A 22,050-nucleotide genomic window follows, 5' to 3' on the forward strand; every position below is an offset into this window, starting at 1 on the left:
CGGTGGGGTCCGAGGCGGCGGCGGTGAAGGTGATCGCGGCGGTCAGCGTGGTCTTGCCGTGGTCCACGTGCCCGATCGTCCCGACGTTCACGTGGGGCTTCGTCCGCTCAAACGTTCCTTTGGCCATGTTCGTTTCTCCTCCAAGCGGTGGACCACATGTTTTTCCGGCCCTTTGATCGGGTGCGGGGGTGAACAGGGGTCCACATTGGGTTGATTCCCGCCGGGGCCGAGGTCGAAATGACCCGCCTCACGGCACGTTGCGCCGACGCTTTTCAGCGCACCGAAGGCATAGACTACAGGAAAGGCGGGCAGATGGCAAGCCTGCGGGGCAGCCGCGCCGGACGTGTTTGGCGTCCCACACGGCAGCGAGGGTCAGGGCAAAAGCAAGGGCCGCCCCTCCACGGAGGCGACCCCTTGCCCGGTCCGGCTCTTAGCGGCCCGTCTGCACGAGCGCGCTGCCGCCCCCGCCGCGCACGGGTTCCGCCGCCGCCGTCACGGTCCCACCCTCGCCAAAGCCGATGGCCGTCAGCCGTCCGATCTGGGGCGTCGGTGCCCAGGCGTAACCCAGCGCCGCCAGGCCCTGCCCCAGCGGGGTGTTCTCTCCGCCGAGGTCCACGCCCGTCGTCGCCGAGTTGCGCTGCGAGAAGCGGGGCGCGGCGAAGGCGTCCGCGAGCGACTTCTTGCGGTCGAGCACGTCCACCAGCGTTTGCAGGACCGTCGTGATGATCGTGGAGCCGCCTGGACTACCGAGCGCGAGGACCGGCTTACCGTTCTGGAACACGATGGTGGGACTCATGCTGGAGCGTGGCCGTTTGCCCGCCTCGGGGACGTTGGGGTGGGAGGCCGCCACGTCGAAGTCGGTGAGTTCGTTATTGAGCAGGAAGCCGTGCCCCGGCACCACCATCCCGTTGCCGCCGATAGACTCGATGGTGAAGGTATAGGCGACGACGTTGCCCTCCGCATCGCTGACGGTGAGGTGGGTGGTGTCGTTGCCCTCGTAACCGGCGGGGGCGGCGGGACGCAGGGGCGTACTTGGGTCCGCCTGAAAGCGGAAGGGGTCGCCAGGGGGCACGGAGCTGGGCGTGGCACGGGGACCGATCAAGCCCCGGCGCTCGGTGGCGAACTCCTTGCTCAGCAGGCCGTTGCGGGGAACATCGGTGTACTCCGGGTCGGCCATATACGCCCCCCGGTCAGCGAAGGCGAGCCTTGACGCCTCGATGTACCGCTGATATGCCTCCACCTCGCTCAGGCCCGCGAGGTCGTAGCCCTCCAGAATGTTGAGCGCCTCGGCGATAGTCAGGCCACCGCTGGAGGGCGGCTGCATCCCGTAGATCGTGTAGCCCCGGTAGGTGCTGACAACGGGCGGGCGAACGCGGGCCTCGTAGTTGGCGAGGTCGGCGGGCGTCATGTTGCCCTTACGGACGTTGAGGGTGTTGTTCGGCGCTACGGGCGGAGTGTTGACGGTCGCGGCGATGGCCTCGGCCACGGCACCCGTGTAGAAGCCCTTCGCCCCCTGCCGCGCGATGGTGTCGTAGGTGCGAGCGAGGTCGGGGTTGTTGATCCGCCGACCGAGCACGGGCAGTTCCCCGTTCGGCAGGTACAGCGAGGTTGTGCTCGTGAAGGCGCGGAAGCGGGCCTCGTTCTCCTGCACCTGAGCACGGTAGTTCTCGTCCACCGTGAAGCCGTAGCGCGCGGTCAGGATGGCGGGCGCGAGCACCTGCCGCATGGTGCGGGTGCCGTAGCGCGTCAACGCCTCCTCCCAGCCCTTCACCGTGCCGGGCACACCCGCCGAGAGGCCGCTCGTCACCCGCTGGTCGAAGGGGATGGGCTGCCCGTTCTCCGAGAAGACCGTCGGCGTGAACGACGCCGGGGCCGCCTCGCGGTGGTCGATGGTGACGACGCGGTTCTCCCGCGCCAGATAGATCACCATGAAGCCGCCGCCCCCGATCCCGCAGGAGAACGGCTCGGTCACGCCGAGGCTCGCCGCCGCCGCGACCGCCGCGTCTACCGCGTTGCCGCCCGACTCCAGAATCTGCATCGCCGCGCGGCTGGCGTCGAGGTCCACCGTCGAGACCGCCCCGCCCGTGCCCGTCGCCAGCGGCACCTTGCCCCCCGCCGAACCCGTCTGCGCCCCCCCCACCCCACCCAAGAGCAGGGCGGCCCCCAGCACCATCACGCCTCGTCTCACACGCTCCCCCTTCTTCCCGCTCGCGGGAAGGTGTCCAACATAACAGTAGGGACCTGGGTGGGAGGGGGAGAGCGGTCAGCCGTCAGCTTTCAGCGGTCAGTGAAGGAGGTTGGTGCTTCACGCTTCAGCCCCCAAACCTCACCCCTTAGCGGCTCACGTACCTCTGAACGTCCCGGTCGAAGGCACCGATGAGCATGAAGATACCGAGGATGGTGCCGAGGGGGAAGCTCAGAAGGGAGAGCACCCCGAGCACGATGCTGACGACCCGGCCCCAGGAGCGGCCCTCCAGCACGGCCCGGCGCGTGAAGGACAGCAGCAGCACGAAGGCCGCCGTGAACGCGAAGGCCACCCACAGCGCGGACGTGACCGCCTCCGGGGGCAACGTGATGGCCTGTCCGCCCGTCTGCTGGGCCATCTGGGCGAGCAACTCGTTCACAACGCCGCCGGAGAAGGGCAGGATCAGCATCGACAGGGCGTTGAGGATGATCTGGATGAGGAGCGGCACCGTGATGAAGGCGAGGCGGGGGGGCCGGGCGGCGGGGGCGGGAACGGTCATGGGCGCAGGCTAACGCGCCGCCCGGTGTGGGGGCAAAGGGAGGGCAGAGAAAGGGGGCCGCCCCCCGTGAGGAGACGGCCCCGGAATCCCGAGGGACTTACTTCTTCATGAGTTGCTGCGCGAGGTTGTTGGGCACCTGGCTGTAGTGGTCGAAGAACATCGAGTAAGAGGCGCGGCCCTGCGTCATCGAGCGCATGTCGGTCGCGTAGCCGAACATCTCCGAGAGCGGCACGAACGCCTTGACGATCTGGGCGTTGCCGCGCGCCTCCATGCCCTGAATCTGCCCACGGCGGGAGTTCAGGTCGCCGATGATGTCGCCCATGAAGTCGTCGGGCACCGTCACCTCGACGCGCATGATGGGTTCGAGCAGCGCGGGCGCACCCTTCTGCACGGCCTCCTTGAGGGCCATCGAACCGGCGATCTTGAACGCCATTTCGCTGGAGTCGACCTCGTGGTACGAGCCGTCGTACAAGCTGACCTTCATGTCCACGACCGGGAAGCCGAGCATCGGCCCGGACTGCATGGCCTCCTCGATGCCCTTCTGGGCCGGTCCGACGAACTCGCGGGGCACGGTGCCGCCCACCACGATGTTCTCGAAGACGAAGCCCGCGCCCGGCTCCAGCGGCTCGGCCTTGATCTTCACGTGGCCGAACTGCCCGCGACCACCCGACTGGCGGACGAACTTGCCCTCCACGTCCACGGCCCGCGTGATGGTCTCACGGTACGCGACCTGCGGGGCACCCACGTTCGCATCCACCTTGTACTCGCGCTTGAGGCGGTCCACGAGGATTTCGAGGTGCAGCTCACCCATGCCGGAGATGGTGGTCTGGCCGCTCTCCTGGTCGGACTCAACGCGGAAGGTCGGGTCCTCCTCGGCGAGCTTTTGCAGGCCCACGCCCATCTTCTCCTGGTCGGCCTTCGTCTTCGGCTCGATGGCGAGCTTGATGACGGGTTCGGGCACGTCGATGCTCTCCAGCAGCACGCGGTCGTCACCGTCGCCGATCAGGGTGTTGCCGGTGCCCGCGTCCTTGAGGCCGATCACGGCCCCCAGTTCGCCCGCGCGCAGCTCGGTGACTTCCTCACGGGAGTTGGCGTGCATCTTGAGGAGGCGGCCCACGCGGTCACGCTTGTCCTTCGTGGCGTTCTGCACGTAGCTGCCCGACTGCATGGTGCCCGAGTAGATGCGGACGAAGGTCAGGCGGCCCACGTAGGGGTCGGCCATGATCTTGAACGCCAGCGCCGCGAGCTTGCCCTCGGGATCGGCGGGAAACTCGGTGGTCTCCTCGCTGTCCTCCTGCTTGCCGCGAATGGCCGGAACCTCCAGCGGGCTGGGCAGGTAGTCAATCACGGCGTCGAGCAGGAGCTGCACGCCCTTGTTCTTCAGCGCGCTGCCGCACAGCACCGGGAAGATGCGCTGCTCGATGGTGCCCTTGCGGATGGCGAAGACGAGCTGCTCGACGCTGGGTTCCTCACCTTCGAGGTACATCAGCATCAGGTCCTCGTCCACCTCGGCGGCGGCCTCGATGAGCGCGGCGCGCATCTCGGTCACCTTGCCCGCGTACTCGGCGGGGATGTCGTGCTCCTGAATCTCGGTGCCGAGGTCGTTGGTGTACGTGTACGCGCGCTGGCGCACGATGTCGATGATGCCCTTGAACTCGTTCTCCTCACCCATCGGGTACTGGATGGGCGCGGGGATCGCGCCGAGGCGCTCGCGGATGTCGTTCAGCACGAGTTCGAAGCTGGCACCCGTCTTGTCCATCTTGTTCGAGAACGCGATGCGCGGCACGCCGTAACGGTCGGCCTGACGCCACACGGTCTCGGACTGCGGCTCGACGCCCTGCGAGGAGTCGAACACCGCGACCGCGCCGTCCAGCACCCGCATGGACCGCTCGACCTCGATGGTGAAGTCCACGTGGCCGGGCGTGTCGATGATGTTGACGGTGTACTCCTCACCGTTGCCGCTGTGCTTCCACTTGGCGGTCGTGGCGGCGGCGGTGATGGTGATGCCGCGCTCGCGCTCCTGCTCCATCCAGTCCATCGTGGCGGCCCCGTCGTGGACCTCGCCGATGTTGTGGGTGCGCCCGGTGTAGTACAGGATGCGCTCGGTGGTCGTGGTCTTGCCCGCGTCGATGTGCGCGGCAATCCCGATGTTGCGGAAGTGAGTGAGATAGCTCTGGGATTTGGTGGTCATGATTGACTCCCTTGAGGCTGGGTATTCGGGGCTTTCAGCTTTCAGCCATCAGCCGTCAGCGGAAGCTGGCTGGGCTGACGGCTGACCGCTGAAGGCTGACGGCTCTCGGCCCGCCCGCCCGTTTACCAGCGGTAGTGCGCGTAGGCGCGGTTGGCTTCCGCCATGCGCTCCACGTCGTCTTTCTTCTTGATCGCGCCGCCACGTCCCTGCGCGGCGTCCATGATCTCGCCCGCGAGGCGCTCGATGGCGGTGCGCTCGGGACGGCCCTCCACAGCACCCAGCATCCAGCGCAGGGTCAGGCTCTGCTGACGGCGGACGCTGACCTCGACGGGCACCTGGTAGGTGCTGCCGCCGACGCGGCGTGAGCGGACCTCGACACGGGGCTTGACGTTATCGAAGGCCTGCTTGAAGACCTTCAGCGGCTCCTGGCCGGTGCGCTCCTGCACGAGGCGGCAGGCCCCGTAGAAGATGCGGCTGGCGAGGTTCTTCTTGCCGTCTTCCATGATGCGGTTGATCATCGCGCTCACCAGCACGTCCTGGTACACCAGGTCGGGCTGAATGGGGCGCACTTCTGCTCTGCGGCGACGTGCCATGCTGTGCTCCTTAGGTCCCGGCTCGGGACACGCTGACTCGGTACATGGGCCTCACCTCCACGAGGGACGGCCACTTGCCCGCAGGAGGGGCGGGGGCCAGTCTCTCCCCCGCTCACCCGGACGCGGGGTCCTACTTCTTCTTGCCGGCGGCGGCGGCAGCGCCCGCCTTGGGCTTCTTCGTGCCGTACTTGGAGCGGCTCTTGTTGCGGTCCTTCACGCCCTGGGTGTCGAGCGAGCCGCGCACGATGTGGTAGCGCACGCCGGGCAGGTCCTTCACACGACCGCCGCGAATCAGGACGACGCTGTGCTCCTGGAGGTTGTGGCCCTCGCCGGGGATGTACGCCGTGACCTCGAAGCCGCTGGACAGCCGCACGCGGGCGATCTTGCGAAGCGCCGAGTTGGGCTTCTTGGGCGTGGTGGTCTTCACGACCGTGCAGACGCCACGGCGGAAGGGGCTGCCCTTGAGGGCCGGGACCTTGCTCTTCTTGGGCAGCACGGTGCGCCCCTTGCGGAGCAGTTGTTGAACGGTAGGCAGGGAAATCACTCCTATCTCTTGCGAGGATCACGCCTCGCGGGAAGGCCCGCCCACTCCTGGGGGCAGGCACGGGTTGACGGCTGGGACAGCTCCGAGGTGATCAACGTGCCGCGTCAGCCGCCGTCAGCATCGGCGGAAGGGGCGCGCGTGCCGAAAAACCTCCCGGTGCAACCCTGTCCCGGTCAGTTTCCAACCGGAGAAGTATACGCCGCCGGGGGGAGGCCGCGCAAGGATGGGTCGCCTCGCGCAAAGCAGGGACAGCAGGGCCGCCCGGAACGGAGGGGCCGATGCGGGGTGGCCTGTAAGTCGCACAGGATCAGGCTTGTCCGCGCGTCTCGGGTCAACCAAGACGGAAAGACACGAGATCAAGCGACCTGATCAGCCCGTTACGCCGCAGGCTGCTCCGGGGCCGCGTCCGCCTCCGCCGCCCGGCGTCCACGCGTGGGCCGCTCGGGCGACGTGTCCGCACCCGCCCCGCTCGGAACCCCGATGCGCGCCAGCGTCTCCCCGAACGCCCGCATGGCGTCGCTCGACTCCAGATCGGCGACGGCCCGCGCGTTCAGCGCCTTGAGTTCCTCGCGCGTGACGGCATACTCCGGCGCGTCGTGCCCCTTGAGGGTCCGCAGGACGCTGTAGGCCGTGCCCGCCTCCACGGTCGCGCCCTTGCTCGTGGTGACGTTGGGATCGGTCGTCATCTCGGCCCCGACGAGCGTGATCGCCTCGGGCGAGATCAGCGTCACCCGGTCGCCTCGCTCCTCCATGTGCGCTGCAAGCTGCAAAAGCCCTCGCAGGTGCAACATGTGGTTGAACAGGTCGAGGTGGGCGAGCATCGCGCCAGCCTTCTTCAGCAGGTTCTCCATACCCGCATTGTTCTGTTTTGGGCAGAATTGTCAAGTCCTTTTCGGCTTAATCGTCGCCTTGGTTCGAGGGGAGGTGCCTGGGACCTTAAAATCGCGGGAGGTTCCTCTTTGCTTATGCCCACCGATCCCCGAATTCCGCCCGAGGACGGGCGTGCCCGGTGATGACGGCTCTGCCCCCACCCTTCGACTTCGCGGGCGCGGTCACGGCAGGCGGGCGCTCCAGCCGCTTCGGGAGCGACAAGGCGCTGGCGATGTTGGAGGGTCAGCCCCTCCTCCACCATGTCGCCGCGAGTTTGGATGGATGCCAGTTGCGTCTTCTCGTCGCCCCGCCGGGACGGTACACGTTGCCTAACTGGCGGGACGTGCCCGACACCCGCCCCGGTGAGGGACCGCTGGCCGCATTGGAAGCCGTTCTAATCGTTGTTCGGGAGGAGTGGGGCGCGGGCTGGGTCGCCCTCGCGGGGGTGGATATGCCCCGGCTGACGCCAGGGTACTGGGGGACACTCGCTGCCGCGCGCACGCCGGAGAGTCAGGCGGTCCTCGCGCTGGACGAGACAGAGCGTCCGCAGCCACTCGCGGCGCTGTATCACACGGAGTTGCTGCCCCACGTCACGGCAGTGTTGAACGCCGGGGAACGTCGGTTGAGAGCTGCCGCCGATCCGACTAGGACCGTGTTCGTCTCGCATGCGGTCATTCAGAGTGCTGCGCCGGACGCCCTGCGAAATGTCAACACGCCCGCCGACCTCGCCGTGCTGGCCTCAACCTCCGCTTACAAGCAATAAAAAAGCCGCCTCGTCGGGCGGTGATGTTAGAAAGATAGCGCCTTATGCACGGCGCGTCAAGGTATGCGCGCGGATACTCCCGCCCTCACCCATACCGCGCCCGGTGCTCCTTTTTCAACCGTGCATATTCGGGATTCGCCTCGGCCTCGTCCCACTTCGCCTTGAAGATGCGGGCGGACTCAGCTTTCACGGGGTCCTCCGGGGAGCGGGGCAATTCGGCGCGACCGTGGGCACCGCTGCGGCCCTTCTTGTCGTCGGGGACGGGGCCGTCGTACTTCTTGCCACCCTTGTGGTTGGCATAGCGCCGCGAGCGGGTGAAGCCCATCTGGAGGAACTTGCGGGCCATGTCCGCCCCCACGAAATCCCCGGCGGCGAGGTAGGCGAGGAACATGCCGTAGATCGTCTCGCTGCTCGCGCGGGCCGCGTCCGGCGTGGCGAAGCGCCAGTGGGGCAGAATCTCCGACTTGTACGGCTGCACGAGCAACACGCCCTGCTCACCCACGCCGACCCGGTAGAGTTCCGGGTGAGCGCGCAGGTCGAGTTCGGCGTAGTTGAGGGCGTAGTCGAACTTCTTGCTCACCAGCGCCTCCAAAGAAGACCACCGGGGCGGCCCGGTGGTCTCTCGGCTTCTCGCTCCGCTCGGCCCTTCGGGCAGCCGTCAATTCATCCGGTCGTCGTCCATCATCGCCTGGAGCATCCAGCGAATCTTGTCGTGGGTGGCGGCGTAGCCGTTGTACAGGTCGGCGGTGGCGGGGTCGTTGGCGTCGTCCACCGTCTTGGAGTCGTCACGGTAGCCCTTCGACACGCGCGTCAGGTCCTCCACGAGATCGGCGACCTGGGTGCGGGCGTCGCGGACGGTCTCGGTGGGCACCTTCACGCTGCTGAAGCGGTCGAGGTCACTCGGCGCGGCGACGGGGCTGCCGCCCAGGGCCACGAGGCGCTCGGCCTGCTCGTCGATGGAGGGGAACATCTCGTCGATGAACTCGTCGTAGGCGAGGTGCAGGTCGCGGAAGAAGCGGCCCCGGATGTCCCAGTGGTACTTCTTGAACTTCAGGTACAGGCAGATGCTCGTGGCGAGGTTGCGCTGCAACGTCTCGGCGACGGTGCCGAACTCCTCCTCCGAGAGGTAGCCGTGGTCCACCAGCCGGTTGAAGGGCGTGTTCAGGTGCGCGGCGTCGGCCTTCGAGGGGTCCTCGGGCACCGCGCCCGCTGCGTTCGCGCCCGCCCCGTTGCCGCCTTGCGCGTCGCTGGAGGCGGGGGAGGTCTGGGAGGGGTGCGGGGCCGCGTCCATCTGCATGTCGCTCGACTGCACGTCGTCGGTCGCGGGCAGGGCGGGCGGGGCGGACTTGGCACCGCGCTTCGTGGTGGTTTTGCGGGTCATGGCGTCAAGCTACCCCCGCACCCCCCCGCCGCCTCTAGGAGTTTCCTTCACGCTCACACCAAGCGGAACAGCAGGCGGTTGCCCTCCACGCCCATCACGATCTCGTCACGCTCCAGCAGCTCGGTGAGGTGGGCGCTCACCACCGCCCGGTTGAGGACCACGGCACCCGCAGTCGTCATCGTCACGCCGAGCGTGTCGCACACGCGGGCGAGGAGGTCGTCCACGGGGGCCGCGCCCGCCCGCACCGCTCCCAGCACCGCGTCCGTCGTCCGCCCATAGGCGGCGAGGTTGGCGGCCACCAGTCCGGCGAGGTCGTCCGCCGGCCCGCCGTGGCCCGGCAGCACGACGCGCACGCCCTCCAGTTCCCCCAGCCGGGCGGCGGCCTCCTTCTGCAAGGCGGAGTCGGCGCAGAAGGTCAGGGGGTGCTTGCCCAGCGCCTCCGGCCCGAAGAGGGCGTCGGCGGCGTAGAGCACCTCGCCCACCCGCACCGCGTACATCATGCTCGCGTGACCCGCCACCTCGATCAGTTCGAGGTCCACTCCGCCGATACGGCACAGGCCGGGTTCGGGCGCGAGGCGGGCGGGGCTGGGGGGCGCGAGGAGGAACTTCGTTTGAAGCTCGCGCGGGGGCCGGGCACCGAAGAGGGTGAGGGGTTCGAGGATGGGATGGGTGATGACGGCCTCCTCCAGCGGCGGCGCGAAGACCTTGAGTTCGGGAAAGCGTCTCAGGAGGTGGATGTTCCCGCCGTGGTGGTCCGCGTGGCTGTGGGTGTTGAGGATGCCCGTGGGCGTGAGCCTCGCCGCCTCCAGCGCCCGCAGCAGCTTCCGCGCGTGCGACTCGTCCAGTCCCGTGTCCACGAGCAGGGCACCGCCCCGGCGGTCCTCCAGAACGACGCTGTTGACGGCCCCCGGCAGGAAGTGGACGCCGGGCGCGAGGAGTTCGAGGGCGGGGGGCATGGGGAACAGGGTAAGGGGGAAGGGTCCTCACGGAGGCGCGGGCGCGGTCGGCTGGCGGATTTGAACGGGCACGCCCCCACCGGTCATACGGTTTCCGTCCAGTCCGTGGTCGAAGCGGGAGGACGCCGATTCGATCCCTCCTTTCCCCGAAACCCTTGTGTTCCTTCTCGCTCCGCTCGGATGAAACGGGTGTTGTCACTGCTCCATCGGAATCCGTATCAAGTCCCCTCCACACAGACCCCACCTCCCTCACCGACGGGGCGCGATACTTCCCCCGTGACGACCGAACCCACCCCCGCCCGCTGTCCCTTCGGCCCCCACGGACCCGCCGACCACGCCTCGCTGACGCGCCGTGACCCGCCGCACGACGGGCCGGGCGTGACGCGGGGCGAGCGGGGCGTCTACCGGGTCCACAGCTTCGAGGCCGCGCAGGGTGTGTTGCGGGGCGAGGGGGTGCGGCAGGCGGGCTTCATGTCGGAGGCGGTCTCGGGCGTGCCCAGCCTGAACCGCCAGCCCGTGCTGTTCGCGGAGGGCGAGGAACACCACACGATGCGGCGGCAGACGGCGCGGTACTTCACGCCCGCCGCCGTCGCGGGCTACCGTCCCATGATCGCGGCCCTGGCCGACCGCCTCGTCGGGGACCTCGCCCGGCGCGGGGAGATGAACCTCGACGACCTGAGCCTGCGCCTCGCCGTGGAGGTGGCCGCGCAGGTCGTGGGCCTGACGAGCAGTGTGGTGCCGGGGCTGGAGCGCCGCGTCATGGCCTTCGTGGAGGGCGGGGCCGACAGCGAGCCGGGGGCCACGCGGACGGGGGGGCGGCTGGAGGGACTGCTCAGTCAGGCGCAGGTGGGGGCCTTCTATCTGCTGGACGTGCGGCCCGCCATCCTCGCCCGGCGGCGCGAGCGGCGGGACGACCTCATCAGCCACCTCCTCGACCGGGGCTACAACGACACCGAAATCCTGACCGAGTGCCTGACCTACGGCACGGCGGGCATGGTCACGACCCGCGAGTTCATCTCCGCCGCCGCGTGGCACCTGCTGGGCGACCCAGAGTTGCGCGCCGAGTACGTCCACGGCACCGAGCGCGAGAGATACGCCATCCTCCACGAGATTCTGCGCCTCGAACCCGTCGTGACCATGCTCTACCGCCGCGCCGAGACGTACCTCACCGTGGGCGGCGTTGACGTTCCTGCCGGGAGCCTCCTCGCGCTCAACGTCAGCGACGCGAACGTGGACCGGGAGGTGGTGGGAGGTGACGCCGGGCGACTCTGCCCCGGTCGCGCCCTGCCGCGCGGGGTGCCGCCCCAGCTCCTCGCCTTCGGGGACGGCCACCACCGCTGCCCCGGTGCCTTCCTCGCCATCGCCGAGAGCGACGTGTTCCTGCGCCGCCTGCTGGTGTGGCGCGATCTGGAGGTCGTCACGCCGCCCACCGTGACCTTCAACGAGACGGTCAAGGGGTATGAGTTGCGGGGCTTCCGGGTGAGGTTGGGGAAGTAGGGCGGAGGGGTGGCCAGTCGCCAGCTTCCAGTCGCCAGGGAAAGACGAAGGGACCGAAAGTTTTCCCGGTCCCCTCATCCCTTATTCCTCAACCCTCATCCCTTCTCCCCTAGCCTCACCTGCCACTCCGTGAACTCCCCCCACGGCTCGAAGCCCATCGCCACGTTGATGCCCAGCATGGCGGCGTTCTCGTGGGCGTTGCCCGTGCGGATGACCTGTACTCCCGGACAGCGTTCGCGGACATGGCTCAGCATCTCGGCCTTGAGCCACTTGCCGAGGCCCTGGCCGCGCTGGGACGGACGGACGGCGGTCGCTCCCTGGTGGGCGAGGGGCGCACGCCCCGGATTCCAGTAAATCTCGGTGTATCCGGCGAGTTCCCCGGTGCGGGTGTCCTCGGCGGCGAGGAGCAGGCGCACGGTGCCGCTCTCGTCGCCCATCGCCTCCCACGCGCGGATCATCTCGGGCCTGATCTGCCAGTCCTCCACGTCGAGGTCGCCGCGCGGGGCCGTGTTCATCACCATCATGATCTCCGCCGTCCGCGCCAGGAACTCCTCCGGCACGCGCTCCCACAGGTGCAGGCGGTACGGGTCGCCGTCCGGTCGGGTGGTCCAGGCGGCCAGCAGGTCCCCGGACACGCGGGCGAGGTCGAGCTGGCTGACGCGCATGGGCAGCGCGGGTTCGGCCCCCAGCAGGCGGGCGAGGATGGACCCGGCGGGTTCCCGGTCGTTGGTTCCGAAGGTGACGACGCGGCGGCCCTCGCGCCGGGCCACTCCCTCCAGCACGCGGGCGAGGTCGCGCCCCAGCCCCCGCCGTCGCTTGCTCGGGTGGACGACGAGCCGGGCGTGCACCGCGTGCAGGTTCTCGGTCAGGCTGTAGTCCAGGCTGCCCCAGCCCAGCGCCTCCGTCCCTTCCTCGCCGTCCCAGACGACGAAGTGGGCCATCGCCTCGCCGGGGGTGAGGTGGGTGAGACCCAGCGCCTCACGCTCCGGGACAAGAGGTGGGTCCTCCGGGAACGCGAAGCTGTGGCTGTCGGTGAGCAGTTGCCCAACCCGCAGACGCGCCGCCGCCGACGCGGACACGGGATCGAACGGGGTCACGGTCAGGGTGCGGGTCATGCCGCCAGTGTGCGCGCCGAGGGTCTGGAGTGCATCGGCCAGGTGGCGGAGGAGCCGTCAGCCGTCAGCTTTCAGCCATCAGCAAAGGGACGCTTGAGCCTCAGCCTTCCCTCGCTGACGGCTGACCGCTGAGGGCTGACCGCTCCCCCAACTGCTCTCCCAGAAACCCCATCAGGTCCCGGATGTACTCCCGGTCGAAGCGGAACTCCACGCCCGCCGCACGGTACAGCTCGGGGACGGGCACGGTGCCCCCGAGGCGCAGGCTGGCCTTGTAGTTCGCCAGGGCGCGGGCGGGGTCCTGCCTGGCCCCCCGCCACACGCCGACGGCGGCGAGGTAGCACATCGCGTACTCGATGTAGTAGAAGGGCGCGCGGAAGATGTGGTAGTAATGCCAGCCCTTCGCCCGCGCCGCCTCGTCCAGACCGTCCCAGTTCACGAAGGGGTGGTAGGTGCGGTCCAGTTCCAGCCACTTGGCGTCGAGATCGGCCATCGTCACGTCCTCCCCCGCCTCGGCGTAGAGCCAGTGCTGGAAGGCGTCCATCTGCGCGGCCCACGGCAGGAAGGCGACGACGCCCTGAAGCTGCTTTTCCACGTAACGGGCGAGGTCCTCCGGCGAGAAGACGTGCCCGAGGTGGTCGAGCGTCAGGAACTCCATCGCCATGCTCGGAATTTCGATGAACTCGATGGGACTCCAGCGGTTCCACACCAGGGGCTGCGCGCCCCCGCTCAGGAAGCCGTGGAAGGCGTGCCCGACCTCGTGGAAGAGAACCCGCACGTCCTCGGCGGTGCCCACCACGTTCATCAGGACGAAGGGTTCGTTGTTCACAGGGAAGTACTGGCAGTAGGCGTGCGTCATCTTGCCGGGCCGCGATTCGAGGTCGAGCAGCCCGCCGCGCATGGACCGGAAGCGGGCGGCGAGTTCAGGGTCCAGCCCGTCGAAGGCCGTCTGCGCCAGCGTTTCGAGTTCGGCCCCGCCGGAAAAGGGCCTCAGCGACTCGCGGCCCTCGGCGTCGAGGGGGGCGCGGTTGTAGTCCCAGGGGCGCACCGTGTCCAGCCCCAGCCGTGCGGCGACCTCCGCCACCATCCGGGTGGTGAGGGGCACCACCTCGTCCCGCACGGCCTCGTGGAAGGCGCGGCAGTCCTCCGGGGTGTAGTCCACCCGGTCGAGACGCCGCCACATGTAGTCCCGGAAGTTCGGGAGGTCGGCATTGCGCGCGAGTTGCCGCCGCGTGCCCATCAGGTCGAGCATCAGCGCGTCAAGGTCGGGGGTCACGCCGAGGTGGCTGTCCGTCAGCGCCCGCCACGCCTCCTCACGCTCGCCCCGGTCAGGGAGGTCGAGCCGCAGCCGCGCCTGCGGGAGGGTCAACGTCTCGCCCCGCAGGTGGACCTCCTGATTGCCGGTGATGACGCCGTGGCGGTTCATCTGCGCCGCGTGCGTGACCTCCAGTTCCACATTCGCCTCCCGGAAGAGGGCGGCGGCGTCCCGGAAGCGGCGGTAGGTCAGGGCAAAGTCGGGTGTGGGCACGTAGTCCGGCACGGCGAGCAGCCGCTCGGTCAGCGCGTGGTCGACCCGGTGGGACGGCGGCGAGACCTCCTCCAGAAACGCAGTCAAACGGGCCTGAACCGCCTCGTCATCCGTGTGGAGGTCCGCGTGGGTGGCGAGCTTGGCACCCACGCCCGCCACCTCCGCGTCGAGCGCGCTCCACTCGGCGAGCCAGGCGGGCACGTCCGCCGGGGTGAGGTCGGCAGCCTGAAGCCGGGCGTAGCGGGGCGCATAGGTCTCCCAGCGGGTAAGGGCATCCGGCACGTCGAGAACGCGCTCGACGGGGTTGAGGGAGGCGGTCATGGGGCCGAGTGTAGCTCCCGGTGTGGGCGAGAAAAGGGGAAATCCGGCGGGGGAGCCGGGGGGCACGCGCGGCGTCCGGGGTCGTCGGCCACGGCCCCCATCCACCCCGTAGACTTCCCCCGTGAACGAGTCCGTCCCGACCCCCCCGGCCCCCACCGTCCTCGTCATCGTGGGGGGCAGCATGGCGGCGGTGAAGGCCCCCGGCGTGCTGCGGCGACTGCGGGAACGGGGAGCGCGGGTGCGGGTGATCGCCACGGCGGCGGCCCTCGCCTTCATCACCGAACTGAGCCTGGCGACGGCGGCGGACGGCGAGGTGGCGACCGACGCCACGTGGTTCGAACCCCGCCCCGACGCCCAGCACCTCACCCACGCGCGGGCGGACGCGGTGGTGATCGTGGGTGCCTCCGCCGACCTCCTCGCGCGGGCGGCGACCGGACGGGGGGACGACCTCGCCTCCGCCACCCTGCTCAGCGTCCGCGCCCCGGTGCTGTGGGTGCCCGCGATGAACGAGCGCATGTGGGAGCATCCGGCGGTGCAGGCGAACGCCGAGAGGCTGCGCGGATGGGGTCATCATTTCCTCGGTCCCGTTTACGGCGCTTTCGGCTCACGCGGGGAGGGCACGGGAATGGGCCGCATGGCCGAGCCGGAGGACATCGCGGCGGCGGCGCTGGGGTTGCTTGAGGGGGAGTCGAGAAGTCGAGAGGTCGAGGAGTCGAGGGAACAAGCGGCGCTCTCGACCTCTGGACTCCTGGACCCCTCGACCGCCCCCGACCTCCGGGGCGTGCACGTCGTCGTCTCCGCCGGGCCGACCCGCGAGTATCTCGACCCCGTGCGCTTCATCAGCAACCCCAGCAGCGGCAAGATGGGTTTTGCGGTCGCCGAGGAGGCCCGCGACCGGGGGGCGAGCGTCACACTCGTCACCGGACCCGTGAGCCTGCCCGACCCGCCCGGCGTGCGCGTGGTCCGCATCGAGAGTGCGCTGGACCTGCGGGACGCCGTGGTGGAGGCTGCGCGGGACGCGGGCGTGGTCGTGATGACGGCGGCGGTCGCCGACTACCGCGCCGCAGACCGGGCGACCGAGAAACAGGCGAAGGTGGCGGGCGACGTGACGGTCCACCTCACCCCGAACCCCGACATCCTCGCGGAGCTGGGTGCAGATAAGGGCGGGCGGGTCCTTATCGGCTTCGCGATGGAGACCCACGCGGGCGTCGAGCGGGCGGCCCTCAAGGCGCGGCGCAAGAACGCGGACTTCATCCTCCTGAACTACCCGACCCGCGAGGGAACGGCCTTCGGCGGGGACGACAACGAGGTGACGCTCGTGCGTCCCGACGGCTCCTCCGAGGCGTGGCCCCGCCTGACCAAGCGCGAGGTGGCCCGCCGCCTGCTGGACGAGGTTCTGGCGATCCGCGAGCGACTGCCGCACTCCCCAGGCTGACCGCTGACGGCTGACGGCTGACAGCTCACCGTGACCCCCCGTAGCATTATTCAGCCCCTATGCATACCATGTCGTGTGCTCAGCAAGGACCAGCGGCAGAAGCGGATTCAGGACATCATCGCGCGGGAGAGCGTCTCCACGCAGGGCGAACTCGTGGAGCGGCTGCGCGCGGAGGGCGTGCAGGTCACGCAGGCGACGGTGAGCCGCGACATCAACGAGCTGCGGCTGGTGCGCCTGCCCATCGGCAAGGGCCGCCACCGCTACGCGCTCGCGCAGGTCGGCGGGCACAACGACGTGCAGGAGCAGTTGGAGCGCCTCTTCCAGAACTTCGTGCGGGACGTGGACCGGGGCGAGAACATGCTCGTCATCCGCACTGCCGACGGCCACGCCACGGGTGTCGCCCTGCTGCTCGACAAGCTCCGCCGCGACGACATCGTGGGCACCATCGCCGGGGAGGACACCATCTTCGTGGTCGCCCGCACCACCGCCGAGGGTGAGGCGCTGATGGAGGAACTCCACGCGCTGATGCTGGGGTGAGGCTGAATTCCTGGCGCAGATGTGCGGGTTCTGTCAGAGGGCGTGTGCGTAAGTAGACCCGTCATGAAGAGGCTTCTGCTCCTGCCCTCCCTGCTCCTCGCCGCCTGCGCCCCAGCCGCCGCCCCCGTGGGTCCCCTCGTGCCGGGAGACGTACTGACCCTGACGGGAACGACCAAGAGTAAGGAGGCGGTGAACGTAACCCTGACGGTGCGGAATAAAGGTGAGCGGGACGGCGACGGCGACTGGGAATACGACGCCGACAGCACCCAGCCGGACTCGGCATTTATCATCCTGAATGGTGAGCAGGACTTCGTTGGCGTCGTGGAGGGTGGAGGCGTCCTCGGCACGGACGGCCAGGAGGACGACAGGGTTCTGTTGTGTCTTGGCGAGACTACGGGACCCGGCTGGCGCACGGCGACGGGCTACCTTGTTCAGGAGAGCGTCACGGATTTGACCACCCTGCTAGGTCGAGCGCAGAGCCAGTCGGGTCTCAGCGGCCTCAAGACGCTGGCCGAAAGCTCCGGGGACTGCACGATCACACGCAAGTAGAAGCCGTTCACTCACAGTTTGGGGCAGCTCAATTCAAACATGGGCCGGATGGTGTCTTACCTCAACGCCTCGCTCTCCGCCCGCACCCCCACCCTCCCGTCCTGAAACTCCAGCGTGAGCGCCTGCCCCGCCCGCACCCCCGCCGCCCGCGTGACGAGCTTGCCCGCCTCGTCGCGCACGAGGGCGTAGCCGCGCGCCAGCGTCCGCTCCGGCGTGAGACCGAGGGCCTGACGCATCAGCGCGTCCACCTCCGCGCGGGCGGCGTCGGCGTGACGGCGGGCGGCCCCTGCGGCGCGGTCGAGTGCCCACTGCGTCCCTGCGTCCGCGTTCACCAGCACGTCGCGGGCGTGGGTGCGGATGCGGCGGGCGTCCTCCTGTGCCTGCGCGGCGGCCCCCACCACCACGCGGACGATGTGGGCGGCGGCCTTGCTCGGCGTGTCGGTGCGGGTGTGGGCCACCTCGTCGGGCAGGGTGTCGTCCCGCGCGTGCCCCAGCCCGGTGATGACGGGGGCCGGGAAGCCGGCGAGGGCGCGGCCCACCTCCAGATCGTTGAGCCACGCGAGGTCCGTCACGGCCCCGCCGCCCCGGATGACCACGAGGGCGTCAAGAGGTTCCTCCCCGTGCGCCTCCCGCGCGGCAGCGATGGCTCCCGTCAGGCTCGCGCTCGCCTCCCGGCCCTGGAAGGTGGCCTCCAGATAGAGGAAGTCCACGATCCCGGCGGCCTCCAGCGCGTCCGTCTCGCGGCGAAAGTCGCCGAGGCCCGCCGCCCCGACCGGGCTGATGACGGCCACCCGCGCGAAGTCGGTGGGGGCGGGGAGGGTGCGGTTCAGGCCGTACACCCCCTCACGCACCAGCGTTTCCCGCAGGGCCTCCAGCTTGAGCGCCGCGTCCCCGAGGGTGAACTCGGGGGACACGTCCGCCACGTTGAGGGAGAACCCGTACTGCGGGTGGAACTCGGCGGTGCAGAACAGGAGCACCTTGAGGCCCGCCGTCAGGCTGCCGCGCGTCGCCCGGCGGAACTTGTCCTCCAGCGCGTAGCGTTCGCGCGCCCACACGGTCGCCCGGCACTTGGCGACCTCCACGCCGTCCTCCAGTTGCACGAGGTCGAGGTAGAGGTGGCGGCGGTCCGTCAGCGAGGCGATCTCCGCGCGCACCCACACGCCGCCCGGCACCCCACGCGCGATCACCTGCCCGACGTAGCCCAGCACGTCCGCGAGGTCGAGGAAATGTTCGGGTGGGCGGGTCGGCTCCACCTTGCTCCTGCGCTTGCGCCCGGTCACAGCCGCGCCCCGAGATGACGGCCCAGTACCGCCGCGAGCACGCCAAGACAGATACTCAGCCCGGCGTACAGCGCCGCGAGGCCACTCGCGCCCCGCTCCAGCAGCCCGTCCACCTCCACGCCGAAGGTGGAAAAGGTCGTGAATGCCCCCAGCACCCCCGTTCCGAAGGCGAGCCGCACGGCTTCCGGCCAGACACCGCGCCCCACGAGCGCCACCGTCAGCCCCAGCAGGAACGAGCCGAGGACGTTGACGAGGAGGGTGGAGACGGGAAGGCCGAGCCGCGAGACGAGCGGTGCCAGCCCCAGCCCGACGCCGTAGCGCGCCGCCGCCCCCACCGCGCCCCCCGCCATCACCCACAGCCACGCGCTCACGGGGGACAGGATAGGGGGAGTGTGGGCGGTCGAACGTAGGATCGGGGGAGCAAAGACCTCACCGTCCACGTTCCACACTCCACGCTCTACGATCAACCCCATGATCCGCGCCAAGACCTTCACCGGCACCGACCTTCCCTGGAACGGGGAGACCGAGGGTGTCTGGGTGGACGCGCAGGGCGTGACGCCCGACGAACTCGCTCGCCTCAAGGCCGCCTTTCCCCTCAACCGCCTCGCCGTGGAGGACGCGCTGGAGCAGGGCCACTGGAGCCGCGCGGAGGGCTACCCCGAACACGCCTTCATCACCGTGCGCTCCTTCGCCCGCCCGGAAAAGGCCGACGAGTTCACCGAGCGCGTCAGCATCTTCGCCTTCCCGCAGGCGGTCCTGACGATCAGCAGCGCGGGCACGCGGGCGCTGGGCAGCGTGTGGAACGTCGTGGGCCGCGAGAGCGTGAACACCCCCGGCGAGGTCGTGTACGAGGTGCTCGACCAGACCGCCGACACCTTCTTCACCCTCGCCGACACGCTGGAGGCCGAGGAGGACGCCATCGAGGAGCGGGTCTTCAAGAACCACCGCCACAACCCCATCCCGCAGGTGTTCGACCTCAAGTCGCTGCTCACCCAGGCCCGCCGCCTGAGCGCCGACGCCCGCGAGGCCACCGCCCTGCTCGCCCGCCACGCCGAGGGGCCGGAGGGTGTGCGCTACCGCGACGTGCAGGACTCCTTCCAGCGCGCCAGCACCCGCCTCGACACCCTGCGCGACTACCTCACCAACCTCCTCGACCTGCACCTGAGCCTGCAAAGCCAGCGCATGAACGAGGTGATGCGGACGCTGACGGCGGTGAGCGTGATCTTCCTCCCCCTGACCTTTCTCGCGGGCGTGTGGGGCATGAACTTCGAGCACATGCCCGAACTGCCGTGGAGGTACGGCTACCTGATGGCATGGGGCAGTTTCCTGCTCGTGGGCGGGTTGCTGGCCTACTACTTCAAGCGGCGGGGATGGTGGTAAGCAGGTGCAATCGTGGAGAGGCCGCCGGGAGCGGGAGGCTCACCTCTCCCCCACGCCGCCGTCCTCACCCCTATCGAGGCACGGGTCAACAAGGAGGACCGCCCCCAGCGCGCATGAGCGACGGCTGACGTACTCTGCCGGGTTCACGGCAGCCGGTCACGGGGCAGTCACGCACTCCCGGTCATCCTTCGGGGACCTGAAGAGGCGTGCGGGACAGACGGTGCTCTGCATATCAGGAGCGCGTGAACGTTCGCGTTCGCGGGAGGAGAGGACGATGCAGCCAATTACCTCGGACTTGGACCCAGCACCCCCACTGCCAGCCTTTGGACACGGGCCGCTCCAGCCCTGCAATTTGGTCATGAAGGGCGGGGTGACGAGCGGGCTGGTGTACCCCGGTGCCATCCGGGTGCTGGCGACGCGCTACCGCTTCCGGCACATCGGCGGCACGTCCGCCGGGGCGATTGCCGCCGCCCTCACCGCCGCCGCCGAGTACCGTCGCCGCGAGGGGACGAAGCGCGGCGACCCCGACGCGCACGCGGGCTTCGACCGCCTGTGGCAGCTCGCCGATAGCTTGCAGCGCCCGGCGGCGGGTGGACGGACCCGGCTGGAGGCCCTGTTCGCGCCGAATCCGGGGACGCGGGCACCCTTTGCGCTGCTGAGCGCGGTCCTCAGGCCGGGGGGGCGGCTGCGGCGCGTGGCGGGTGCCCTCGCGCGCCACTTCCCGCTGCCGTCGCTGCTCACCGCCGGGGGAGCGGGCCTCACCCTCTGGGCGGGGGTGCGGGCGGTGCGGGGCGAGCCGCCGACCACGGCGCTGCCGGGCCTGACCCTGACCGCCGCCGGGCTGGGCTGGCTGGGGGGCGCGGTGGTGCGCTCGGCCCTGCGCGGCCTCCAGCGCAACGGGTACGGGCTGTCCAGGGGCTACGAGGCGGGGAAAGGCGGGGCGGGGGAGGACGGGGCGGACGACGCCTCCGCCGCGCCGCGCTTCACCCCCTGGCTCCACCGGGAGATACAGGACCTGGCGGGCAAGGCGGCGAGCGAGCCGCTCACGTTCGGGGACCTCGACCCGCAGGTGGGGAACGCGCAGGTGGGAGAGTCGGGCGAGCACGCGGAGGACGCCATCGACCTGCGCCTGATGACCACCTGCGTCACGCTGGAGCGGCCCTACGTGCTGCCGATGGATTCCGGCGCGACCGACGACAAGCAGTTCTACTTCCGCCCGCAGGAGTGGCGCGGCTACTTCCCGGCAGGGGTGGTGGACTTCCTGATGTCCCGCAGCGAGCGCCAGGTGAGCTTCGGCGGCGCGGCGGGGGACGGGTCGCCGCCGGAGGGGAAGTGGGAGTACTACCGCCTGCCGCCCCCGCGTGACCTGCCCGTGATCGTGGCGACGCGCCTGAGCATGAGCTTCCCGCTGCTGTTCAGCGCGGTGCCGCTCCACCTCGGCGCTGCCCTGCCCGCCGGAACGATGGATGACCCGGAGGCCCGCCCCGCCTGGACCCGGCGCGCCCGACCAGGGGGAGTGCCGCTCGTGGAGCGGGTGGACGCGGCGTTTCGCCCGTGCCTGTTCAGCGACGGCGGCCTGACGAGCAACTTCCCCCTGACGCTCTTCGACGACCTGGTGCCGACGCAGCCCACCTTCGCCCTCAATCTGGAGTACGACCGCACCCGGCGGCGGGGCGGTGAGCCGGCGGCAGAGCGCCCGCCCTACGCCACCCCCATTCTGCCCATCCGGGCCTTCGGGCAACCCGAGACGGCCAGGGCGAGCTGGCGTCCCAGACCGGCGGCCATCGGGACCCCCTGGGCGTTCGGCCTGAGCCTTTTCGAGTCGGCCCGCAACTGGTTCGACCACAGCCTGATCCCCCTGACGGGCTACGCCGAGCGCATCGCCCACGTGCCCCTGTACGCCGGGCAGGGTGGACTCAACCTCGGCATGAGTCCGGCGCAGATCGGGCGGCTGAGGTACAAGGGCCTTCTGGCCGGACAGGCCCTGCTGAACCGCTTCGACGCCGGAACGAACCCGCCGGGTTGGACCTGGACCACCTTCCAGGCCACCCACTTCATCGGGCTGACCGCCGACCTTGAGGACCTCCTCGCCCGCTACAGCGCCCTGTACCGCGATCCGCAGACGGGCGGGCCGCTCCTGCCGGGCCTGGGCGGCGTGCGCGTGCAGGACCCGGAGCGTCCGGGGGACTACACCCTCGGCGTCCCCGAACTCGCTCCGCACACGGCCCCCTGGGCGCGGGCCAGGGCCTTGCTGGAGCTGGGGCACGCGCCGCGCCAGTTCGGCGGCTTCCGGCGGCTCCGGGGCAAACGCGCCCTGCTCAGATACCGCCCCGTGCTCTGACACCCTCCGCCTGAGCGTCCGGGGGACC

21 protein-coding genes are annotated in these 22,050 nt (G+C 69.8%); 7 read left to right on the forward strand and 14 right to left on the reverse strand.

Features of this window, described 5'->3' with window-relative positions:
* The 7 genes from V3W47_RS15960 to V3W47_RS15990 form a co-directional block, all read right to left on the reverse strand.
* A partial coding sequence (locus V3W47_RS15960; protein ID WP_288432910.1) for a GTP-binding protein occupies window positions 1–127 on the reverse strand: 127 nt, incomplete at its 3' end.
* A gap of 303 nt (window positions 128–430) precedes the next feature.
* Window positions 431–2,188, reverse strand: a complete 1,758-nt coding sequence (gene ggt, locus V3W47_RS15965) for a gamma-glutamyltransferase (RefSeq protein ID WP_331826217.1) — start codon at window positions 2,186–2,188, stop codon at window positions 431–433.
* A 145-nt stretch (window positions 2,189–2,333) separates the two neighbouring features.
* On the reverse strand, window positions 2,334–2,744 hold the full coding sequence (locus V3W47_RS15970) for a hypothetical protein (protein WP_331826218.1): 411 nt from the start codon (window positions 2,742–2,744) through the stop codon (window positions 2,334–2,336).
* A 97-nt stretch (window positions 2,745–2,841) separates the two neighbouring features.
* Window positions 2,842–4,938 carry an elongation factor G gene (gene fusA / locus V3W47_RS15975; protein ID WP_331826265.1) on the reverse strand — a complete coding sequence of 699 codons (2,097 nt, stop codon included), beginning with the start codon at window positions 4,936–4,938 and terminating at the stop codon, window positions 2,842–2,844.
* A 119-nt stretch (window positions 4,939–5,057) separates the two neighbouring features.
* Complete coding sequence (gene rpsG, locus V3W47_RS15980) at window positions 5,058–5,528, reverse strand: 30S ribosomal protein S7 (protein WP_331826219.1); 471 nt, start codon at window positions 5,526–5,528, stop codon at window positions 5,058–5,060.
* Window positions 5,529–5,658: 130 nt separating this feature from the next.
* Window positions 5,659–6,063, reverse strand: a complete 405-nt coding sequence (gene rpsL / locus V3W47_RS15985; RefSeq protein WP_331826266.1) for a 30S ribosomal protein S12 — start codon at window positions 6,061–6,063, stop codon at window positions 5,659–5,661.
* Window positions 6,064–6,449: 386 nt separating this feature from the next.
* On the reverse strand, window positions 6,450–6,923 hold the full coding sequence (locus V3W47_RS15990; protein WP_331826220.1) for a multidrug DMT transporter: 474 nt from the start codon (window positions 6,921–6,923) through the stop codon (window positions 6,450–6,452).
* A 161-nt stretch (window positions 6,924–7,084) separates the two neighbouring features.
* Here V3W47_RS15990 and mobA point away from each other — a divergent pair, with 161 nt between their 5' ends.
* Window positions 7,085–7,705, forward strand: coding sequence for a molybdenum cofactor guanylyltransferase (gene mobA / locus V3W47_RS15995; RefSeq protein WP_331826221.1), 621 nt, complete (start codon window positions 7,085–7,087; stop codon window positions 7,703–7,705).
* Window positions 7,706–7,790: 85 nt separating this feature from the next.
* Here mobA and V3W47_RS16000 read toward each other — a convergent pair whose 3' ends face one another.
* The 3 genes from V3W47_RS16000 to V3W47_RS16010 all read right to left on the reverse strand — a co-directional run bounded on the left by V3W47_RS16000 (window position 7,791) and on the right by V3W47_RS16010 (window position 10,042).
* Window positions 7,791–8,285: a DUF4385 domain-containing protein gene (locus tag V3W47_RS16000; RefSeq protein WP_331826222.1), complete on the reverse strand. Its 495-nt coding sequence runs from the start codon at window positions 8,283–8,285 to the stop codon at window positions 7,791–7,793.
* A 78-nt stretch (window positions 8,286–8,363) separates the two neighbouring features.
* The gene (locus V3W47_RS16005) at window positions 8,364–9,002 is read right to left on the reverse strand and encodes a Dps family protein (RefSeq protein ID WP_442877236.1); all 639 of its coding nucleotides are present in this window, start codon (window positions 9,000–9,002) and stop codon (window positions 8,364–8,366) included.
* A 137-nt stretch (window positions 9,003–9,139) separates the two neighbouring features.
* Window positions 9,140–10,042 carry an MBL fold metallo-hydrolase gene (locus V3W47_RS16010; protein ID WP_331826224.1) on the reverse strand — a complete coding sequence of 301 codons (903 nt, stop codon included), beginning with the start codon at window positions 10,040–10,042 and terminating at the stop codon, window positions 9,140–9,142.
* 276 nt (window positions 10,043–10,318) lie between these two features.
* Between V3W47_RS16010 and V3W47_RS16015 the strand changes: the two genes are divergently transcribed.
* Entirely contained in the window at window positions 10,319–11,539 is a 1,221-nt protein-coding gene (locus V3W47_RS16015) for a cytochrome P450 (protein ID WP_331826225.1), read from the forward strand.
* Window positions 11,540–11,634: 95 nt separating this feature from the next.
* On the opposite strand, the gene V3W47_RS16020 is transcribed toward V3W47_RS16015, so the two are convergent.
* Entirely contained in the window at window positions 11,635–12,654 is a 1,020-nt protein-coding gene (locus V3W47_RS16020; protein WP_331826226.1) for a GNAT family N-acetyltransferase, read from the reverse strand.
* A 100-nt stretch (window positions 12,655–12,754) separates the two neighbouring features.
* The gene (locus V3W47_RS16025; RefSeq protein WP_331826227.1) at window positions 12,755–14,500 is read right to left on the reverse strand and encodes a M3 family oligoendopeptidase; all 1,746 of its coding nucleotides are present in this window, start codon (window positions 14,498–14,500) and stop codon (window positions 12,755–12,757) included.
* Between the two features lie 181 nt (window positions 14,501–14,681).
* Between V3W47_RS16025 and V3W47_RS16030 the strand changes: the two genes are divergently transcribed.
* From V3W47_RS16030 to V3W47_RS16040, 3 genes are all read left to right on the forward strand, one after another.
* Window positions 14,682–15,935, forward strand: a complete 1,254-nt coding sequence (locus V3W47_RS16030; protein ID WP_442877237.1) for a bifunctional phosphopantothenoylcysteine decarboxylase/phosphopantothenate synthase — start codon at window positions 14,682–14,684, stop codon at window positions 15,933–15,935.
* Between the two features lie 75 nt (window positions 15,936–16,010).
* On the forward strand, window positions 16,011–16,472 hold the full coding sequence (gene argR / locus V3W47_RS16035) for an arginine repressor (protein ID WP_331826229.1): 462 nt from the start codon (window positions 16,011–16,013) through the stop codon (window positions 16,470–16,472).
* A 63-nt stretch (window positions 16,473–16,535) separates the two neighbouring features.
* Window positions 16,536–17,021 carry a hypothetical protein gene (locus V3W47_RS16040; protein WP_331826230.1) on the forward strand — a complete coding sequence of 162 codons (486 nt, stop codon included), beginning with the start codon at window positions 16,536–16,538 and terminating at the stop codon, window positions 17,019–17,021.
* Window positions 17,022–17,077: 56 nt separating this feature from the next.
* Here V3W47_RS16040 and xseA read toward each other — a convergent pair whose 3' ends face one another.
* Window positions 17,078–18,301 (reverse strand): exodeoxyribonuclease VII large subunit, encoded by a 1,224-nt coding sequence (xseA, locus tag V3W47_RS16045; RefSeq protein WP_331826231.1) that lies wholly within the window; start codon window positions 18,299–18,301, stop codon window positions 17,078–17,080.
* Window positions 18,298–18,651: a fluoride efflux transporter CrcB gene (gene crcB / locus V3W47_RS16050; protein WP_331826267.1), complete on the reverse strand. Its 354-nt coding sequence runs from the start codon at window positions 18,649–18,651 to the stop codon at window positions 18,298–18,300. Before crcB ends, xseA begins: the two co-directional genes overlap by 4 nt.
* A 121-nt stretch (window positions 18,652–18,772) precedes the next feature.
* Here crcB and V3W47_RS16055 point away from each other — a divergent pair, with 121 nt between their 5' ends.
* On the forward strand, window positions 18,773–19,681 hold the full coding sequence (locus tag V3W47_RS16055) for a magnesium transporter CorA family protein (RefSeq protein ID WP_331826232.1): 909 nt from the start codon (window positions 18,773–18,775) through the stop codon (window positions 19,679–19,681).
* Between the two features lie 358 nt (window positions 19,682–20,039).
* On the forward strand, window positions 20,040–22,022 hold the full coding sequence (locus V3W47_RS16060) for a patatin-like phospholipase family protein (protein ID WP_331826233.1): 1,983 nt from the start codon (window positions 20,040–20,042) through the stop codon (window positions 22,020–22,022).
* The last annotated feature ends 28 nt before the right edge of the window (window positions 22,023–22,050 follow it).

The organism is Deinococcus sp. YIM 134068 (genome assembly GCF_036543075.1).
GTDB lineage: Bacteria > Deinococcota > Deinococci > Deinococcales > Deinococcaceae > Deinococcus > Deinococcus lichenicola.

What these genes read in the sequence shown, in the direction of transcription:
- V3W47_RS16020 (WP_331826226.1), bottom strand. Translation starts at nt 12,654, where the DNA reads ATGACCCGCACCCTGACCGTGACCCCGTTCGATCCCGTGTCCGCGTCG.
- V3W47_RS16055 (WP_331826232.1), top strand. Translation starts at nt 18,773, where the DNA reads ATGATCCGCGCCAAGACCTTCACCGGCACCGACCTTCCCTGGAACGGG.
- V3W47_RS16010 (WP_331826224.1), bottom strand. Translation starts at nt 10,042, where the DNA reads ATGCCCCCCGCCCTCGAACTCCTCGCGCCCGGCGTCCACTTCCTGCCG.
- V3W47_RS15990 (WP_331826220.1), bottom strand. Translation starts at nt 6,923, where the DNA reads ATGGAGAACCTGCTGAAGAAGGCTGGCGCGATGCTCGCCCACCTCGAC.
- V3W47_RS16025 (WP_331826227.1), bottom strand. Translation starts at nt 14,500, where the DNA reads ATGACCGCCTCCCTCAACCCCGTCGAGCGCGTTCTCGACGTGCCGGAT.
- V3W47_RS16040 (WP_331826230.1), top strand. Translation starts at nt 16,536, where the DNA reads ATGAAGAGGCTTCTGCTCCTGCCCTCCCTGCTCCTCGCCGCCTGCGCC.
- rpsG (WP_331826219.1), bottom strand. Translation starts at nt 5,528, where the DNA reads ATGGCACGTCGCCGCAGAGCAGAAGTGCGCCCCATTCAGCCCGACCTG.
- V3W47_RS16060 (WP_331826233.1), top strand. Translation starts at nt 20,040, where the DNA reads ATGAAGGGCGGGGTGACGAGCGGGCTGGTGTACCCCGGTGCCATCCGG.
- crcB (WP_331826267.1), bottom strand. Translation starts at nt 18,651, where the DNA reads ATGGCGGGGGGCGCGGTGGGGGCGGCGGCGCGCTACGGCGTCGGGCTG.
- mobA (WP_331826221.1), top strand. Translation starts at nt 7,085, where the DNA reads ATGACGGCTCTGCCCCCACCCTTCGACTTCGCGGGCGCGGTCACGGCA.
- V3W47_RS15970 (WP_331826218.1), bottom strand. Translation starts at nt 2,744, where the DNA reads ATGACCGTTCCCGCCCCCGCCGCCCGGCCCCCCCGCCTCGCCTTCATC.
- V3W47_RS16030 (WP_442877237.1), top strand. Translation starts at nt 14,682, where the DNA reads ATGGCGGCGGTGAAGGCCCCCGGCGTGCTGCGGCGACTGCGGGAACGG.
- V3W47_RS16005 (WP_442877236.1), bottom strand. Translation starts at nt 9,002, where the DNA reads ATGCAGATGGACGCGGCCCCGCACCCCTCCCAGACCTCCCCCGCCTCC.